Below are 15,216 nucleotides of genomic sequence, written 5' to 3'. Positions count from 1 at the left end.
CATGCGGACAGGTAGTGCACCGGCGAAACGCCGTACACGCCGACCCGACGGCGCTCAACCGCACCACCGTCGACCCGGCACAACCTGTCGAAATGCATGCCCTCCCGTCTCGCCGCCACCGCAGACTCACCCACGGCCCAGCCAGACCAGCACACCCGCCATACCAACCACACATCAGTCACAAGAGCCGGATAACCCCTCGCGTTGTCCCTTCTCCCCTCGTATACGGAGGGAGAAGGGACAAGCTCAGGGGTTATCCCCTCGAATGCGGGCCTAGCAGGTTGCCGTTGGGTCGGCCCAGTCGGCTCGGTCGTTGTAGCCGCCGTCGCCGGCGTCGCTGACGAAGAGGTCGAGGACGCGTACGCCGGTCAGGTCGACGTCGATCGACTTCGGGTTGTCGCGGTCCACGACCCCGCTGTCGTACAGCACCTTCCCGTCACCGATCACCTGGAACGTCGCCGTGCCACCCTCCGGCCCGACATTGCGCACAGCATCGTCGATTCCGACCACTCCGGTCAGCCGCGTGCACGCCTTGCCCAGGTAGTACCGCACGGTCGACGGCGACGCCACCCCGATCCCAGTCGCGTACGTCGTGCCGACCAGCTTGATCGGGTTGCCACCACCGACACTCTCGTCGATCGTCGGCGACATCCAGCCGCTGGTCGCGCTGATCCAGTCGTGGTGCGAGAGCGCGACCGTACCGTCCGGCGGTTCCGGCGCGACGATCACCGGCGACACGGTTGTCTGCCGCTGGACGCCGTACCCGAGGGTCTCGTACGACGTCGTCGCTGTGAGACTCGCGGACCCGGCCGGGGCGCCGGCGGGAAGCTTCACAGTGAAGGCGAACGTCGCCTGCTGACCGCTGGCGAGCAGGCCCGGGGACTTGGTCAACGCCTTCACCGTCCACCCGGTGCCACCGGCAACCTTCACGGCCGGCTTGAACACCGGCAGCACGCCGTCGTTGCGGACGGCAACCTGCACCGTCAGCTCGTCGCCACCGGCAACCACCGGCGCAACTCCCTCGGGCTGTGCGTCGGTCCCGACCTTGGTCACCTGCGGAATCCCGGCGGTCACGTGCGGGATGGCCGGCAGGCCCGTGGCGGGCTGCACGCGGAAGAGCGCCGTACCGTGGGCCGGAACCGCCGCGCTGATCGTGCCCGCGCTCTCGGTCACCGCGTTGGTCCACGCGTTCTTCAGCGTGAACCGGTCCCCGCTCAGGCCGACCGCGCCTGCCGTCGTGGTGATCGTCTTCGCGGAGTCGCCACGGTTCAGCAGCACGACCGCCCGGCTGCCGTCCGCGAGCCGCTTGACCCACGTCTCCGTCGTACCCGCGGCACCGACACGGACCGCCTGAACCGCGGCCTTGTCCTGGTTGATCGCGATCACGTCGGGGTCGGTCAGGGTGGCGATCGAGGTCGCACTCAGCTTGCGTACGTCGCTGCCGATGACGAGCGGCGCCGCGGCCACGGCCCACAGCGTGAACTGGCTGCGGAACTCCTCGTCCGTCATGCCGAGCTCAGGTCCGAGGTAGTCGGGGTCGCTGAACGCACCCGGCCTGACCACCTCGGGGTGCCGCGCGTTGGCGTCGTAGTTGCGCAGCACGTCCTTGAACTTGATGTCACCGAGGAACCCGACGTCGGTGTACGTCCGCCACGACTGCGCGATCCCGGGCGCGTACGTCCACGAGTTGATCGACTGCTGGGACTCCGGGTAGTTGCCCCAGTCCGGCGACGTCACCGGGTTGCACAGGTTGAAGATCATCGGCCGGTTGCTGGCGTTGTTCCGCAACGCCTGGGCGAACTCGGTGAACACCGTCTTCGGGTCCAGGTCGGCCGCGATCCCGCAAAGGTAGTCGACCTTCACCGCGTCGAACCCCCAGGCCGCGAACTGGTCCGCGTCGCGCTGGTAGTAACCACCGCTGCCGAGACCACACTTGCCCGGGATGTACGGACCGGCGTCGGTGTAGATACCGGCCTTGAGTCCCAAGCTGTGGATGTAGTCGACGAGCGGCTCGAGCCCGTTCGGGAACTTGGCCGGGTTCGGCTGCAGGTCGCCGGCCGCACTCCGCGGTACGTCGGCCTGCCAGCCCCCGTCCAGCCAGACGATGTCGTAGCCGGCCTTCGCGAGCCCTCGGCTCACCATCGAGTCGGCCACCGACTTGACCGAGTCCTCGGTGAAGTCGCCGGCGAGACCGTAGTACGTGTTCCAGCCCATGTACGGCGTGGGGCTGGGCACGTCGGCCTGGGGCTGCGCCGCGGTCACGCCGGTCGCACTGGCCGAGGTTGTCGTGGTGGTGACGAGCGAGGCGCTCACCAGGGCCGCCGCAAGCAATGCGGATAGTCGCTTCATCTGTTGTCCTTTGCTGCCGTTGAGCGGAACGGTCAGTCGAGTGCTTCGACGACCAGGCAGTTCGAGTCGGCCGAGCCGTCCCAGCGGACGCCGGCCTGCAGCAGGTAGCTGCCCGGGTGGACCTCGTCTCCCACCCGGTAGTTCGTCGCGGGGTCCAGCTGGACGAGCGGCACGCGGCGCGGCCTGGTCGGCAACGTCCCGCGCACGTTGCCGTCACCCGTCTCCCACAGAAACACCACCGACCGGTCGGCGCCGACGTACTGCAGGCCGGCGCCGAGCTGATAAACGGTGCCGTTGGCAACCACGTCGCGGATCGACTTGTACTCCGCGATGTGGTGCCGTGCCGTCTCGAGCTGGTCGTCGTTCCACCGGGACAGGTCAGCGCCGATCCCTAGCACGCCGGACATCGCCACGTGGAACCGGAAGTCCAGCGACCGCTCGCGGCCGTCATGGGTGCCGACGGCATCGGTCACCCACGAGCTCATCAGGTGCGGCGCGTACCCGGTGAGGAATCCCCGCTGGATCCTGAGCCGATCCAGCGGGGCGGTGTTGTCACTCGGCCAGAGCGTATCGACCCGGGCGGCCATCCCGAGGTCGACGCGGGCGCCGCCACCGGCGCAGCCCTCGACGTACACCTGCGGGTGCTCGGCGCGGAGCCGGTCGAGGATCGCGTACAGGTTGGCGACGACGCGGCCATCGAGGTTGCGACGCTGGTCGCCGGCGTCGAGACGCGGGCGGTTCGCGTCCCACTTCAGGTAGCTGATGTCGTACGTCGACAACAGGTGGTGCAGCGTGCCCGAGATGAACTCGCGAACGTCGTCCCGGCTCAGGTCGAGCAGGAGCTGGTTGCGGACCTGGAGTGGCTCGCGGCCCTCGGTGCGCAGGATCCACTCCGGATGTTCGGCGGCCAGCTGCGATCCCGGGCTGACCGACTCCGGCTCGATCCACAGTCCGAAGTCGAGTCCGAGGTCCTTCAGCTGTGTGATGAACGCGTCGAGCCCATCAGGGAACTTGGCCGGATCGACCTCCCAGCCGCCGAGCCCATGCTTGTCGTCGGTCCGCCCGGTGAACCAGCCGTCGTCGACGACGAACGTCTCCACACCGATCGCGGCCGCCCGTCGCGCCAGCTCGAGCTGGTGCTCCGCGCGGACGTCGAACTCGGTGGCGAACCACGAGTTGTAGAGGACCTTCGGCGTACGGCGACGGGAGAAGGAGCGCTGGTAGTCGTGAAAGACGCGGGCGAGGCCGTCTGGTCCTTCGGAGCTGTACGCCCCGACGGCCTTCGGCGACTCCCACGACTCCCCAGGGCCGAGCCTCAGCCCGAGCGTGGAGGGTGCACGACCAGCCTGGATCCGGGTCTGCCCCGTGGTGTCCACCTCTGCCGACATCTCCCACGACCCGGTCCACGCGAGCTGCACGCCGTACCCGTCGACCGACAGAAACGGCGAGTAGGAGTGCCCGGTGATCCCCTGCTGACTCCCGATGCAGAACCGCCCGCGCTCGAGGTCGACCTCAGCCTGCTGGAACTCGCTGTTCCACTCCCCCCACAAGTACCTGACAGGTCCCCGCGCAGGAATCACAAACCCGGCCGACCCATGCCGGTACAAAATGAGCCCGTCCGCACCATCGTTGTGCACCGAAACCCACCGCTCCACCACGTCCCCCACCATCCGGTAGTGCAACACCACCCACACCGACCGAACCTCATCCTTGAACTCCAGTTGCAGCTCCCCGCCTTCACGCACACCGGCGAAGGTCGGGCGGAGCTCGTCCGATCCGTCTGCGCCGGCGACGATCAGGTCTACGGGGGCGCCGTAGCGGATTCCGCGGGCGGCGTACTCGAGGGGTTGGATGTCGGCTCGGGGGAGGAAGTGCTCGGTGCCTTCAGGGGCGAGGGTGGAGGGGCCTTCGGCAACGGCGTGCGGGCCCCAGGCAACCAGTTCGGCCCACCCGCCGTGGTCGGGCACGCCGACGACGTACGACGTGCTCGGGCCGCGCAGGGTCCAGGTCCTCACTTGACGGCTCCGATCGCGAGGCCGCCGACGAAGTGCTTCTGGAAGCGGAGGAAGACCGCGACCGTCGGGATCGCGGCGATCACGGTGCCGGCCGCGATCACGTTCCAGGACGAGACGAACAAGCCCTGCAGACCGAGCAACGCCGGCGTGACCGGCATCTTCTCGCCGGACCGGATCACCGTGATCGACCAGAGCAGGTCGTTGAAGATCCAGGTGAACGACAGCGCGCCGAGCGCCGCCAGCGCCGGCCGGGTCAGCGGCAGGATCACGCTCGAGTAGATCTTCCCCGGCCCGGCCCCGTCGATCGTCGCCGCCTCCTGGATCTCCCGCGGCAGGTCCCGCATGAACCCGTGCAGCACGAACGTGTAGAACCCGAGCCCGAACCCGACATGGACGGCGATCAGCGCGATCAGCGTGTCGTAGTACCCGATCAGCTCCACGAACCGCGAGATCGGGATCAGCAGGATCTGCGGCGGCAGCAGGTTGCCCATCAGCATCAGCAGCAGCACCGTCCGCCGGAACGGGATGCTGTACCGCGCCAGCCCGTACGCCGCGATCGACGCCAGCCCCAGGCTCAGGAGCACCGCCGGGATCGTGACCAGCAGGCTGTTGATCAGGGCCCGGAACTCGTCCGCGTCCTCCCACGCCGACTTGTACGTCGAGAACGTGAACGAGTGCGGCAGCGAGCCCAGCCCGTTCGCGGCGACGTCGTCGAAGCTGCGGAACGAGATAACGATCACCCACAGGATCGGCGCAACCCACAGGAACGAGATCAACCCCATCGTCAGGTGGTACCCGGACGTCTTGAGGCGGTTCACCTGAGGTGCCGCGGGGATGCTCCGTGATGCAGAACCGAAACCGCCCGCGACTCCCTCCCTTCGTGCATCGGGGACTGTCGGTCCCGGCTGATTGAGTGGGTGGCATGTCCAGGTTCCGCATGTACCCATCTGGCGCGCAGGAGCCTGCGCTGCTGCGGCAGTGCAGGCATGCCCGATACATGTGGAACTTGGCGCTCGAGCAATGGTCGATGTGGACCCCCGACAAGGCGCCGGCGGCGAGGTTTGTGGAGCAGGCACGGCAACTGACCGAGGCGAGGGCCGAGTTCGGTTGGCTGCGGGCCGGGTCGCAGACCGTGCAACAGCAGGCGTTGCGGGACTTCGCGCAGGCCGTCAAGAACTTCTATGCCAGGACCCATCGGCGTCCGACCTGGCGCAAAGCCGGGCTGCACGAAGGGTTTCGCATCGTCGGTTCCCAGGCCGCCCGGATCGAGAAGCTGAGCCGGAAGTGGGCGCGGGTGCTGGTGCCCAAGGTCGGCTGGGTGCGGTTCCGCCTGTCCCGCGCGATCCCCGACGCGAAGTCGTACCGGGTCACCCGCGACCGGGCCGGCCGCTGGCACCTCGCGTTCGCTGTCGTGCCGGCGCCGATCCCGGCGCCCGGCACGGGTGAGGTCGTCGGCGTGGACCGCGGCATCACCGTCTCGGCCGCGCTGTCGACCGGCGACCGCCTGACCTGTCCGAGCCTGTCGGACCGCGAGCGCGAACGGCTCAGACACCTGCAGCAACGCCTGGCCCGGTGCCGCCGCGGCTCCAACCGGCGCCTCCGGGTGAGGGCCGCGATCGCGAGGCTGTACTCCCGTGCCCGCGACCGCCGCAAGGACTGGGTCGAGAAGATCAGCACCGACCTCGCCCGTCGCTTCGACGTCATCCGGGTTGAGGACTTGCGGATCGCGCAGATGACACACCGTCCAAGGCCGAAACCCGACCCAGACCGGCGAGGCGGCTACCTGCCGAATCGCCGGCGCGCCAAGGCCGGACTCAACCGGGGCATCCTGGCCAACGGCTGGGGACTGCTCGTCCAGCGGCTGGAGCACAAAGCAGCGGGACGGGTCGAGAAGATCAACCCTGCGTACACGTCGCGGACCTGCAGCGTCTGCGGGCACTGCGCACCGGAGAACCGCGAGAGCCAAGCGGTGTTCCGGTGCGTGGCCTGCGGGCATCGGGCCAACGCGGACGTGAACGCGGCAGTCAACATCGCGGCCGGACGGGCCGTCAGCGCACGCCGAGAGACGCCCGTACGGGTCTCGCCGAAGCGTGAACCTCAACACGCTACCTCCGTGTAGTAGTTGGAATCCTCGATCAGCAGGTCGAGGAGGACGTCAGGACTCCTCCCGGAAGGCGCGGATCAGGTAGCCGAGGATGACGGCGAGGGCGAGCAGGAAGATGACCACGGCCAGCGCGGACGCGTAGCCGAGCTGGGTGGACTGGAACGCAGTCGAGTACATGTAGGTGCTGAGCAGCTCCGACGAGTGGTACGGACCGCCCCTCGTCATCGACCAGACGATGTCGAAGGATCGCAGCGAGTCGATCACGATCACCGACAGGACGACGGAGTTCACGCCCTTCAACTGCGGGATCGTCACGTAGCGGGTCCGCTGCCAGGCCGAGGCGCCGTCGACCTTCGCGGCTTCGTAGAGCGCGGGGTCGACCGCCTTGAGGCCGGCCAGGTACAGCACCATCACGTAGCCGATCTGGCGCCAGAGCGCCGGCACGATGACGGCGTACAGGGCGGTGTCGGGGTCGGCGAGCCACGGGCGGATGAAGTCACCGAGCCCGATCGTGCGCAGGATCGTGTCGACGAGCCCGTCGGGCTGGTAAAAGACGCGCCAGATCAGCGCGGTGACGACGAGCGAGAAGACGACCGGGGTGAACAGCGCGGCCCGGTAGATGCCGACACCGCGTCGCTCCCGCTGCAGCAGCAACGCCATCCCGAACCCGCCGACCACGCTCAGCCCGCCGAACAGCACGAGCCAGATCGCGGTGTTCTTCAACGCCGTCCGGAAGATCGGGTCCGACGGCATGTCGGCGAAGTTCCCGAACCCCACGAACGTCGGCGCCGACAACCCATCCCAGCTCGTCAGCGCCAGCCAGAACCCTTGCAGCGCGGGCCAGAACACCCACACCGCCTCGACCGCAAACGGCACGAACACGAACACCAGGATCAACGGCGACACCCGCCGCGGCCCGGAGCGTTTGGTACGGCGGGACGCGCCCCCGCCGGCCCGTGGTGCGGACCGGCCGGGAGCCGTCTCGGTCAGAGTGGAAGTCACGCCTGGAAGACCTTCTGGGCGGCGGCTTGCCAGTCCTTCAGGATCTGGTCGATCTGGTCGGGCTTGTCGAGGAACTTGGTGAGGGCGGCGTCGGCGGTCGGCTGCAGCGCGTCGCTGGAGTCGCGGTTGAAGAACTGCGTCAGCTCGGCGGCGCTCTCGATCATCGCCTTGCCCTTCGCCACCAGCGGCGTGTCGGCGGCCTTCCCGTCCGGGTTCGCCGGGATCGCCGTACCGGAGGAGTTCTGCACGTAGATCTCCTGCGCCTCGGCCGTCGCCAGCCACGTCATGAACTTCTTCACGCCCTCGGGGTCCTTCGCCTTCTTCGACGCGAAGTACCCGTCCGTCGGCGCTTCCTCGGCGACCGGTACGGCGGGATCGATGATCGGGAACTGGAAGAAGTCGATGTCGTCCAGCGCGTCCTTCGGCGCCGAGTCGGCGAAGAACGTGCCGATCAGGAACATCCCGGTCTTGCCGGCCAGCAGCGCCGACGTCGCCTCCTGGAACGGGAACGACTTGCCCTTCGGGTCGAAGTACGGCAGCGCCTCGCGCCACTTGGTGAAGACCGCCTTCACCTTCGGGTCGTCGAACCGCTCCTGCCCGGCCAGCAGCTGGCGGTGGAACGGCGCCCCGTTGATCCGGATGTTCAGGTAGTCGAACCAGGCCGACGCGACCCACGGCGTGTCCCCGAGCCCGATGCCGATCGGCGGGACGCCCTTGCCCTGGATCGTCTTGCAGACCTGCAGGAACTCCTCCCAGGTCTTCGGCGGCGTCACGCCCCACTTGGCGAAGTTCGACTTCCGGTAGAACATGCCCCACCAGTAGTAGCTGGTCGGCACGAAGATCTTCTGCCCGTTGCTGCTGGTGGACAGCGTCTGCATCGACTTCGGGTAGTTCTGCAGGCCGTCCCACACGCTGGTGACGTCGAGCAGCAGGTCCTTCTTCGCGTACGAGTCCGCGACCGAACCGGCGTACCAGGTGTAGACGTCCGGCGGGCTCGCCGAGGTCAGGTACGTCGGCAGCTGGGTCCGGAAGATCTCCGACGCGACCGTGTTCAGCTTGACCTGGGACCCGCCGGATTTGTTGTACGCAGCAACGAGCTTCTCCATCGCGGCCTTCGCCTGCTCGCTGGAGAGGTTCGACTGCAGCGAGAGCTCACCAGTGGCCGCGCTGCCGCTGCCCGGACTGCTCGTCGAGGTCGCGCACCCGGGCACCAGGGCAGCCGCCCCGAGCAGTCCGAGTCCCTTGAGGAAAGTCCGCCGATCTGCTGCCAGACCCGTCATGCCAACTCCTGGAATCGTCCCGACGGCCATCTGAGCGATGTGCCAGTCGAGTGAGTGGTGTGTTGCGGACGATCTTGCGGCGAGCGCCCCCGGGTGTCAATATTAATTCGTAAATTACGAGCAAATCGCTTGACGGGACAGCGGCGTCACGGTCAACTGGTGCCTCGTTCATCGTTGGAGGCCTGGCGGGATCGCCGGCTGTTGAGGAGGCGCGGGTGCGGTTGACGGGGCGGGTGATCGTGGTGACCGGGGCCGCGTCCGGGATCGGCGCGGCCTGTGTCGAGCGGCTGCTGGCCGACGGCGCGTCGGTCGTGCAGGTCGACGTGCAGCCGTGCAAGGAGGTGCCGGGCCGCGCGATCGCCGTACTGGGTGATGTGTCGTCGCCGGACACGTGGGCCGAGGTTCGGTCCCGTGGCCGCGACGAGCTCGGGCCGATCGACGGACTCGTCAGCAACGCGGTCTTCGTCGACGTTCGCCCGGCGCACGAGCTCACCGCCGAGTCCTGGCAGCGACAGCTGGACGTGAACCTCACCGCCGCGTTCCTCGGCTTCCGCACCCTGTACGACGACCTGACCTCCGTCGTGCTGGTGTCGTCGGTGCACGCGCTGGTCGGCCTACCGGGACACCCTGCCTACGCGGCAAGCAAGGGCGCCCTGGTTGCGCTCGGACGCCAGCTCGCGGTCGAGTACGGCGGCTCCATCCGGGTGAACACTGTGCTGCCCGGCCCGATCGAGACAGCGATGTGGGACCGCGTCGATGCCGAGGGCCGCGAGCAGAGCGCGAAGGCCACGGCGGTCGGCCGGCTCGGGCAGCCGGACGAGGTGGCACAGGTCGTGGCGTTCCTGTTGTCGGAGGAAGCGTCGTACGTGACGGCTGCCAGCCTGGTGGTCGACGGTGGTTGGTCCGCGGTGAAGGACTCGGCATGAGGGAGAGCGGTGTGACGGGGATTCAGCGCGGCGTGACGCGGGGACTGCACGGGCAGATCGTGGAGGTGATGGCGCAGCGCATCCTGTCCGGGCAGATCCCGGAGGGCGCGACCATCAACGTGCCCGAGCTGCAGGCCGACCTCGGCGTCAGCTTGACCGCGGTCCGCGAGGCGTTGAAGGTGCTGACCGCCAAGGGGCTGGTCGACGCGCGGCAGAAGCGCGGCACGTTCGTCCGCCCGCGGTCGGACTGGAACCTGCTGGACGCGGACATGATCCGCTGGCACTTCGACGACGACGTCCGGCCGGAGCTCCTCGAGGAGCTGCACGAGGTGCGCGGCATCGTCGAGCCGGCCGCCGCCCGGCTGGCCGCGCTGCGTGCGGAGTCGACGCACCTGGAGGCGTTGGACGCGGCGCTCGAGGAGATGGCCTCGGCGAAGGACGACCTCGCGGCGGTCGCGGCGGACCTCAAGTTCCACCGGGCGTTGCTGGCGGCGACGGGGAACGAGCTGCTGACCAAGATGGAAGTGATCATGGAGACCGGGCTCGCCGATCGCGACCGGCTCGTGCACAAGGTGAAGCCGTCGGATGATCCGCTGCCCAGTCACCAGCGCGTGGTGGACGCCGTCCGCTCCGGCGACCCTGGTGCCGCGGAGGCAGCCATGCGCGAACTGCTGGCGAAGGCGGCGGAGGACTTGACCGAGGTCCGTGGATCGTCGTCGGCCCGGGGTCGGGGACGCCGCTCGTGAAGGTCGAGAGGATCGAGACCTTCCTGGTCCCGCCGCGGTGGTTGTTCTGCCGGATCGAGACGAGCGACGGCGTCGTCGGCTGGGGTGAACCCGTGGTCGAGGGCCGCGCCGAGGTCGTCCGGACCGCGATCGAGACGCTGTCGGAGTACCTGATCGGCCAGGACCCGTTGCAGATCGAGCGGCACTGGCAGGTGCTGTCGAAGGGCGGCTTCTACCGCGGCGGCCCCGTCCTGAGCAGCGCGGTCGCCGGGCTCGACCACGCGCTCTGGGACATCGCCGGCAAGGTGTACGGCGCTCCTGTCGCCGCACTGCTCGGTGGACGGGTACGCGACCGAGTCCGCGTCTACGCCTGGGTCGGCGGGGACGAGCCGGCCGCCGTGGCCGACCAGGTCGCGGAACAGGTCGAGGCGGGGATGACCGCGGTCAAGATGAACGGCAGCGGCCTGATCCAGCCGTCGCCTTCTGTTGCCGAGATCAAGGACATCGTGGCTCGGTTGAGTGCGGCCCGGGATGCTCTCGGCGACACCCGCGACGTGGCCATCGACCTGCACGGCCGGGTCGGCGTGGCCGGTGCGCGGCGGATCCTGCACGCAGTCGAGGACCTGCAGCCGTTCTTCGTCGAGGAGCCGGTGCTGCCTGAGCACATGGTGCATCTGTCCGAAGTGGTCAGCGCGTCGACCGTGCCGCTCGCGTTGGGTGAACGGCTCTACCACCGCTCCGACTTCGTAGCGCCGCTCAACGCGGGTGTCGCCGTGGTTCAACCGGACGTGTCACACGCCGGCGGGATCTCCGAGCTGCGCCGGATCGCGGTGCTGGCCGACACGCATGGCGCGATGCTGGCGCCGCATTGCCCGCTCGGCCCGATCTCGCTGGCCGCGAGTCTGCAGGTCGCGTTCGCGACGCCGAACTTCCTCATCCAGGAGCAGAGCCGGGGCATCCACTACAACCTCGCGAGCGACCTCACGTCGTACGTGACGGACCCGACGCCGTACACCTGGGTCAACGGGCATGCCGAGTGGAATCCCCTGCCTGGCTTGGGAATCACGGTCGACGAGGCCGCGGTCCGAGCCGCCGACCAGACCGGTCACGCTTGGCGCAACCCCGTCTGGACGCACCCCGACGGCTCGTTCGCCGAATGGTAGTCATCGATGCGGAGGACGGCGGCCGCTGGAAGTCACTGCAGCTGGCAGGCCGGGAATGGCTCTGGCAGGGTCCCGGCCTCCTGAGCGGACCCCGCACGAACCACACCGCCTTCACCGACGCGGGCGGGCTCGACGAGTGCTTCCCCACTGTCCGCGGCACCCCGGACCACGGCGGTCTCTGGAACCAACCCTGGGACTTCGAGGTCACGTTTGGCGATGCCACCCTGACCCGGACCTTCGCGTCCGACACCGACTCAGTGACCGCTGATTACCATCTGCAGGCACCGCCGGGCTACCGCTTCACGTGGGCGGCACACGCACTCCTGGACTGCGCAGTCGGCGCATCGGTGCAGGCGCCCGGCGGCACGCCCTGCAGGCTCTACCCCGAAGCCGCTCCCTATCTCCCGACGCCCTGGCCCGCGGACGCGCCCTGGCTCGACACGACCTGGCCGACGCCGCTCGATCTCAACACCTACGGCCCGTCCGACGGGACCGCGGTAGGCGCGATCCTCGTCGACTGTCCCACGGTCTCCGTCCTCGATCGTGGCGCCCTCCTGCAGCTCGAGTTGAGTTGCCCCGGGCAACCAGTGTCGACGGCGTTGTGGCGTAACCAGGCCGGATTCCCCGACGAGGCGCCGTACCGGAGCCTGGGTGTGGAACCGATGCTCGGGCGGGTGTTCGACCTTGCGGAGGCCGGTCCGGAGGACGCGGCCGTCGTACCGCCGAGTGGCAAGCTGGCCTGGCGGTTGACGGTCTCCGCCAGGCCAGTGTGATGGCGCTACCCGAGCGGCAGATCGAGTACGACGTTTGCGACCGCGGTGCTGTTCGTCATGCGGATGCTGTTGATCTCTGTCGCGGTCAGTGCCCGCTTGTAGATCCGGACCTCGTCCATCGAGCCGTCGAAGTGATGCGCTCCGTCGAGCCGTTGGCCGACGTACATCTTGAACGGCCGCGCCGGGCTGACCGAGCCGGCCGGCGCCGTAACGCTGGCGGCTTGTACTCCGTCGACCCAGATCGACAGCGTGCCCACCTTGCGCTGCAGGGCGACGTGGTGCCAGGCGTTGTTGTTGTAGGCGCTGGTCGTGGCGACGGACGCGGTGTTGCCGTTGGTGGTGATCAGTCCGCGGATGCGGCTGTCCGCGGGCTCGGCCCGCAGCCAGAACTGCGAGAACTCGTTGATGCCGTAAGCCCAGAAGATGGCCTGGTTCGCCGTACTCGCGCCGTACTTGATCCACGCCATCGCGGTGAAGTCACCGCCGCCGACCGCGAGCGACTCCGCGAACGGCAACTGGATCGCGTCGTCGACGCCGTCGAGGTCGCGCGCCTGCCCGAACTTGCCGGTGACCGAGATCGTCCCGCCGCGCAGGTAGCTGTGGTTGCCGAGCCCGGAGACGTCCGGCGTCGTCGTGCCGAGGGGCGCGTCCGGGTGGCCGATGTCGTTCTCGGTGAACCGGGCGAACCGGACCTGGTCGCGCGCGTCGACCGTGCCGCCTTCATACAGCAGCCCGATCTCACCGGTGTCCAGGATCGCCATGTCGGAGTACCCGGACCAGTCGCTGGTGATCCTGGTGCCTTCGGCCACGGACTGCCAGGTCTTGCCTTCGTCGAAGCTGGACCGGATCGTCATGTACCGCCGCCGCTCCGGATCGGCCGGCCCGGCGAACAGGATGCGGTTGTACTTGTCACCGCGATCCACGGCCCGCAACCGCTGCAGCGACGTCTGCACCACTGGAGTGGTCAGGCCGGCGATAGTCGCGTACGGCGCGACGTACGTCTGCCCGCCGTCGTTGCTCACCGCAGACATCCGGCTGGCCCCGGCAGCACCGGCGTTGTTGCGGGCAATTGCGTAGACGCCACCGTCCACCTTCTCGACGACGCTGATCTCCTGCGGTACGGCGCCATCGGACCGCAGGTCGGTCGCCCCCTTGTGCCAGGTCTCGCCACTGTCGTCGCTGTACACCAACTGCCCGGCCGCACGACCGCTGCCGTTGTCGTAGTTGGTCCCGGCCACCAACCGCCCGGCATGCGCACCACGCGTCAGTTGGATGCCGTGCACCGGCCCGGTGGCGTACCAGCCCCAGGCCGGGTCGTCGATCTGGTCGCCGATGTTGCGGGCCGTGCTCCAGGTCCGGCCGTCGTCATCACTGGTCTGCACGTACGGCGTCCGCGGCCGGCTCGTCGTACCGGGGTCCATCGTGCTCAGCAGGACGATCCGGCCGGTCTCGTAGTCGACGATCGGCGCCGGGTTGCCGCGGGTCGCCACCGCGTTCGGGTCGGAGTCAGTGCCGGAGAGCACGGTCTGCGTCGCCGACCAGGTCCGGCCGTCGTCGTCGGACCGGCGCATCACCAGGTCGATCTCCTGCGAGTCCGCACACCAGGCTCGCCGGGCCTCGGCGAAGGCGAGCAGCGTGCCGGCTTTGGTCTTCACGATCGCGGGGATCCGGTAGCAGCCGTACCCCGCGTCTCCCTTGTTGAAGAGGACGGTCTGGGTGATTGCCATCGTGCCTTGGGCGATCGCCGTCAGGGCTTGGGTGGTCTCGTCGGGCGGTGGGCTCGCGGCTGCCGGAAGTGCGGGGACCAGCAGGGCGAGCGCGGCGAGGAGTGGAAGTCGGGTGGGCATGGGCGGATGCCTCCAAAACTGAAAGTAAACAACGGGGCGGTTGTTCACCTCGTAATTTATCCACTTCCGCGCGTCCAAAACCGATGACATGGGACGTCCTATGTCTGGAACGATCCAATAGCGTGGACCCCGAGGAGGAACCATGGATCTGCTTGCCGAGCTCCGGCGCCGCAAGGTGCTGGCCATCATCCGCACCGACGACCCCGACCGCGCCCTGGAGTGCATCCACACCCTGGTCGAAGCGGGAATCACTGCCCTCGAGGTGTCCCTGACCACACCCGGCGGGGTCGAGGCGATCGCCAAGGCGCGCTCGACGTACGACCCGTCGATCCTGATCGGCGCGGGCACCGTCATCACACCCGCCCAGGCCGACGAGGTCGCCGCCGCCGGCGCCGGGTTCGCGGTCACGCCCGCGATCACCCGCGGCGCGCACCGCAGCGTCGAGCTCGGTCTTCCCCTGCTCTGCGGCGCCCTCACCCCCACCGAGGTCGTCGCCGCCCTCGACCTCGGCGCCACCGCGGTCAAGATCTTCCCCGCCAAGGTCTACGGCCCCAGCTACTTCCGCGAGCTGCGCGCCCCACTCCCCGACGCCCCGCTGATCGCAGTCGGCGGCGTCGACGCCGAATCCGCCCCCGAGTACCTGGCCGCCGGGGCCCTGGCAGTCGGCGTAGCCTCCCCCCTCCTAGGCAACGCCGCCACCGGCGGCCCCCAATCCGAACTAGCCACCCGAGCCAAATCCTTCCTAACCGCCGTAACCCCACCCACCCCTTAAACCCACCGACCCACCACCCGCACCCCGCGCAACCCCCAACCCGCACAGGCAACCCCCAATCCGCCCGGACAACCCCCAACCCGAGGGGTTAACCCCGCAAACCGGGGGTTGCCACGGCAAAATCCCAGGGGGCAACCCCCAACCCGCACAGGCAACCCCCAGCCCGCCCGGACAACCCCCAACCCGAGGGGTTAACCCCGCAAACCGGGGGTTGCCACGGCAAAATCCCAGGGGGCAACCCCCAACCCGCACAGGCAACC

The 15,216-nt window shown here is 68.7% G+C and carries 12 protein-coding genes; 6 read left to right on the top strand and 6 right to left on the bottom strand.

The window, feature by feature from the left end; genetic code table 11:
* Positions 1-273: 273 nt before the first annotated feature.
* From ACIBGM_RS34560 to ACIBGM_RS34550, 3 genes are read right to left on the bottom strand one after another with little or no spacing between them, the layout of a single operon-like run.
* Positions 274-2,349, bottom strand: coding sequence for an NPCBM/NEW2 domain-containing protein (locus ACIBGM_RS34560; protein WP_396387919.1), 2,076 nt, complete (start codon positions 2,347-2,349; stop codon positions 274-276).
* Between the two features lie 32 nt (positions 2,350-2,381).
* Positions 2,382-4,364: an alpha-galactosidase gene (locus ACIBGM_RS34555; protein ID WP_396387918.1), complete on the bottom strand. Its 1,983-nt coding sequence runs from the start codon at positions 4,362-4,364 to the stop codon at positions 2,382-2,384.
* Positions 4,361-5,182, bottom strand: a complete 822-nt coding sequence (locus tag ACIBGM_RS34550) for a carbohydrate ABC transporter permease (protein ID WP_396387917.1) — start codon at positions 5,180-5,182, stop codon at positions 4,361-4,363. The genes ACIBGM_RS34555 and ACIBGM_RS34550 overlap by 4 nt, the downstream gene beginning before the upstream one ends.
* Positions 5,183-5,286: 104 nt before the next feature.
* Between ACIBGM_RS34550 and ACIBGM_RS34545 the strand changes: the two genes are divergently transcribed.
* On the top strand, positions 5,287-6,483 hold the full coding sequence (locus tag ACIBGM_RS34545) for an RNA-guided endonuclease InsQ/TnpB family protein (protein ID WP_396387916.1): 1,197 nt from the start codon (positions 5,287-5,289) through the stop codon (positions 6,481-6,483).
* 36 nt (positions 6,484-6,519) lie between these two features.
* On the opposite strand, the gene ACIBGM_RS34540 is transcribed toward ACIBGM_RS34545, so the two are convergent.
* Both ACIBGM_RS34540 and ACIBGM_RS34535 read right to left on the bottom strand, forming a co-directional pair.
* Positions 6,520-7,470, bottom strand: a complete 951-nt coding sequence (locus ACIBGM_RS34540) for a sugar ABC transporter permease (RefSeq protein WP_360528081.1) — start codon at positions 7,468-7,470, stop codon at positions 6,520-6,522.
* Positions 7,467-8,750, bottom strand: coding sequence for an extracellular solute-binding protein (locus tag ACIBGM_RS34535; protein ID WP_360528084.1), 1,284 nt, complete (start codon positions 8,748-8,750; stop codon positions 7,467-7,469). The genes ACIBGM_RS34540 and ACIBGM_RS34535 overlap by 4 nt, the downstream gene beginning before the upstream one ends.
* 215 nt (positions 8,751-8,965) lie before the next feature.
* Between ACIBGM_RS34535 and ACIBGM_RS34530 the strand changes: the two genes are divergently transcribed.
* The 4 genes from ACIBGM_RS34530 to ACIBGM_RS34515 are packed head-to-tail and all read left to right on the top strand — an operon-like array spanning position 8,966 to position 12,337.
* Positions 8,966-9,676 (top strand): SDR family NAD(P)-dependent oxidoreductase, encoded by a 711-nt coding sequence (locus tag ACIBGM_RS34530; protein ID WP_360528088.1) that lies wholly within the window; start codon positions 8,966-8,968, stop codon positions 9,674-9,676.
* A complete protein-coding gene (locus tag ACIBGM_RS34525; RefSeq protein WP_360528091.1) occupies positions 9,673-10,422 on the top strand; it encodes a FadR/GntR family transcriptional regulator in 750 nt (249 codons plus the stop codon). The genes ACIBGM_RS34530 and ACIBGM_RS34525 overlap by 4 nt, the downstream gene beginning before the upstream one ends.
* Complete coding sequence (gene dgoD / locus ACIBGM_RS34520; protein WP_396387915.1) at positions 10,419-11,564, top strand: galactonate dehydratase; 1,146 nt, start codon at positions 10,419-10,421, stop codon at positions 11,562-11,564. The genes ACIBGM_RS34525 and dgoD overlap by 4 nt, the downstream gene beginning before the upstream one ends.
* On the top strand, positions 11,558-12,337 hold the full coding sequence (locus tag ACIBGM_RS34515) for a hypothetical protein (RefSeq protein ID WP_396387914.1): 780 nt from the start codon (positions 11,558-11,560) through the stop codon (positions 12,335-12,337). The genes dgoD and ACIBGM_RS34515 overlap by 7 nt, the downstream gene beginning before the upstream one ends.
* A gap of 5 nt (positions 12,338-12,342) precedes the next feature.
* Here ACIBGM_RS34515 and ACIBGM_RS34510 read toward each other — a convergent pair whose 3' ends face one another.
* Positions 12,343-14,184 carry a sialidase family protein gene (locus ACIBGM_RS34510; RefSeq protein WP_360528100.1) on the bottom strand — a complete coding sequence of 614 codons (1,842 nt, stop codon included), beginning with the start codon at positions 14,182-14,184 and terminating at the stop codon, positions 12,343-12,345.
* 142 nt (positions 14,185-14,326) lie between these two features.
* Here ACIBGM_RS34510 and ACIBGM_RS34505 point away from each other — a divergent pair, with 142 nt between their 5' ends.
* Positions 14,327-14,956 (top strand): bifunctional 4-hydroxy-2-oxoglutarate aldolase/2-dehydro-3-deoxy-phosphogluconate aldolase, encoded by a 630-nt coding sequence (locus tag ACIBGM_RS34505; protein WP_396387913.1) that lies wholly within the window; start codon positions 14,327-14,329, stop codon positions 14,954-14,956.
* Positions 14,957-15,216: the final 260 nt, after the last annotated feature.

The organism is Kribbella sp. NPDC050470, assembly GCF_044458365.1.
In the GTDB taxonomy this organism is placed as follows: Bacteria; Actinomycetota; Actinomycetes; order Propionibacteriales; family Kribbellaceae; genus Kribbella.
This window is presented reverse-complemented; position numbering and strand designations above follow the sequence as displayed.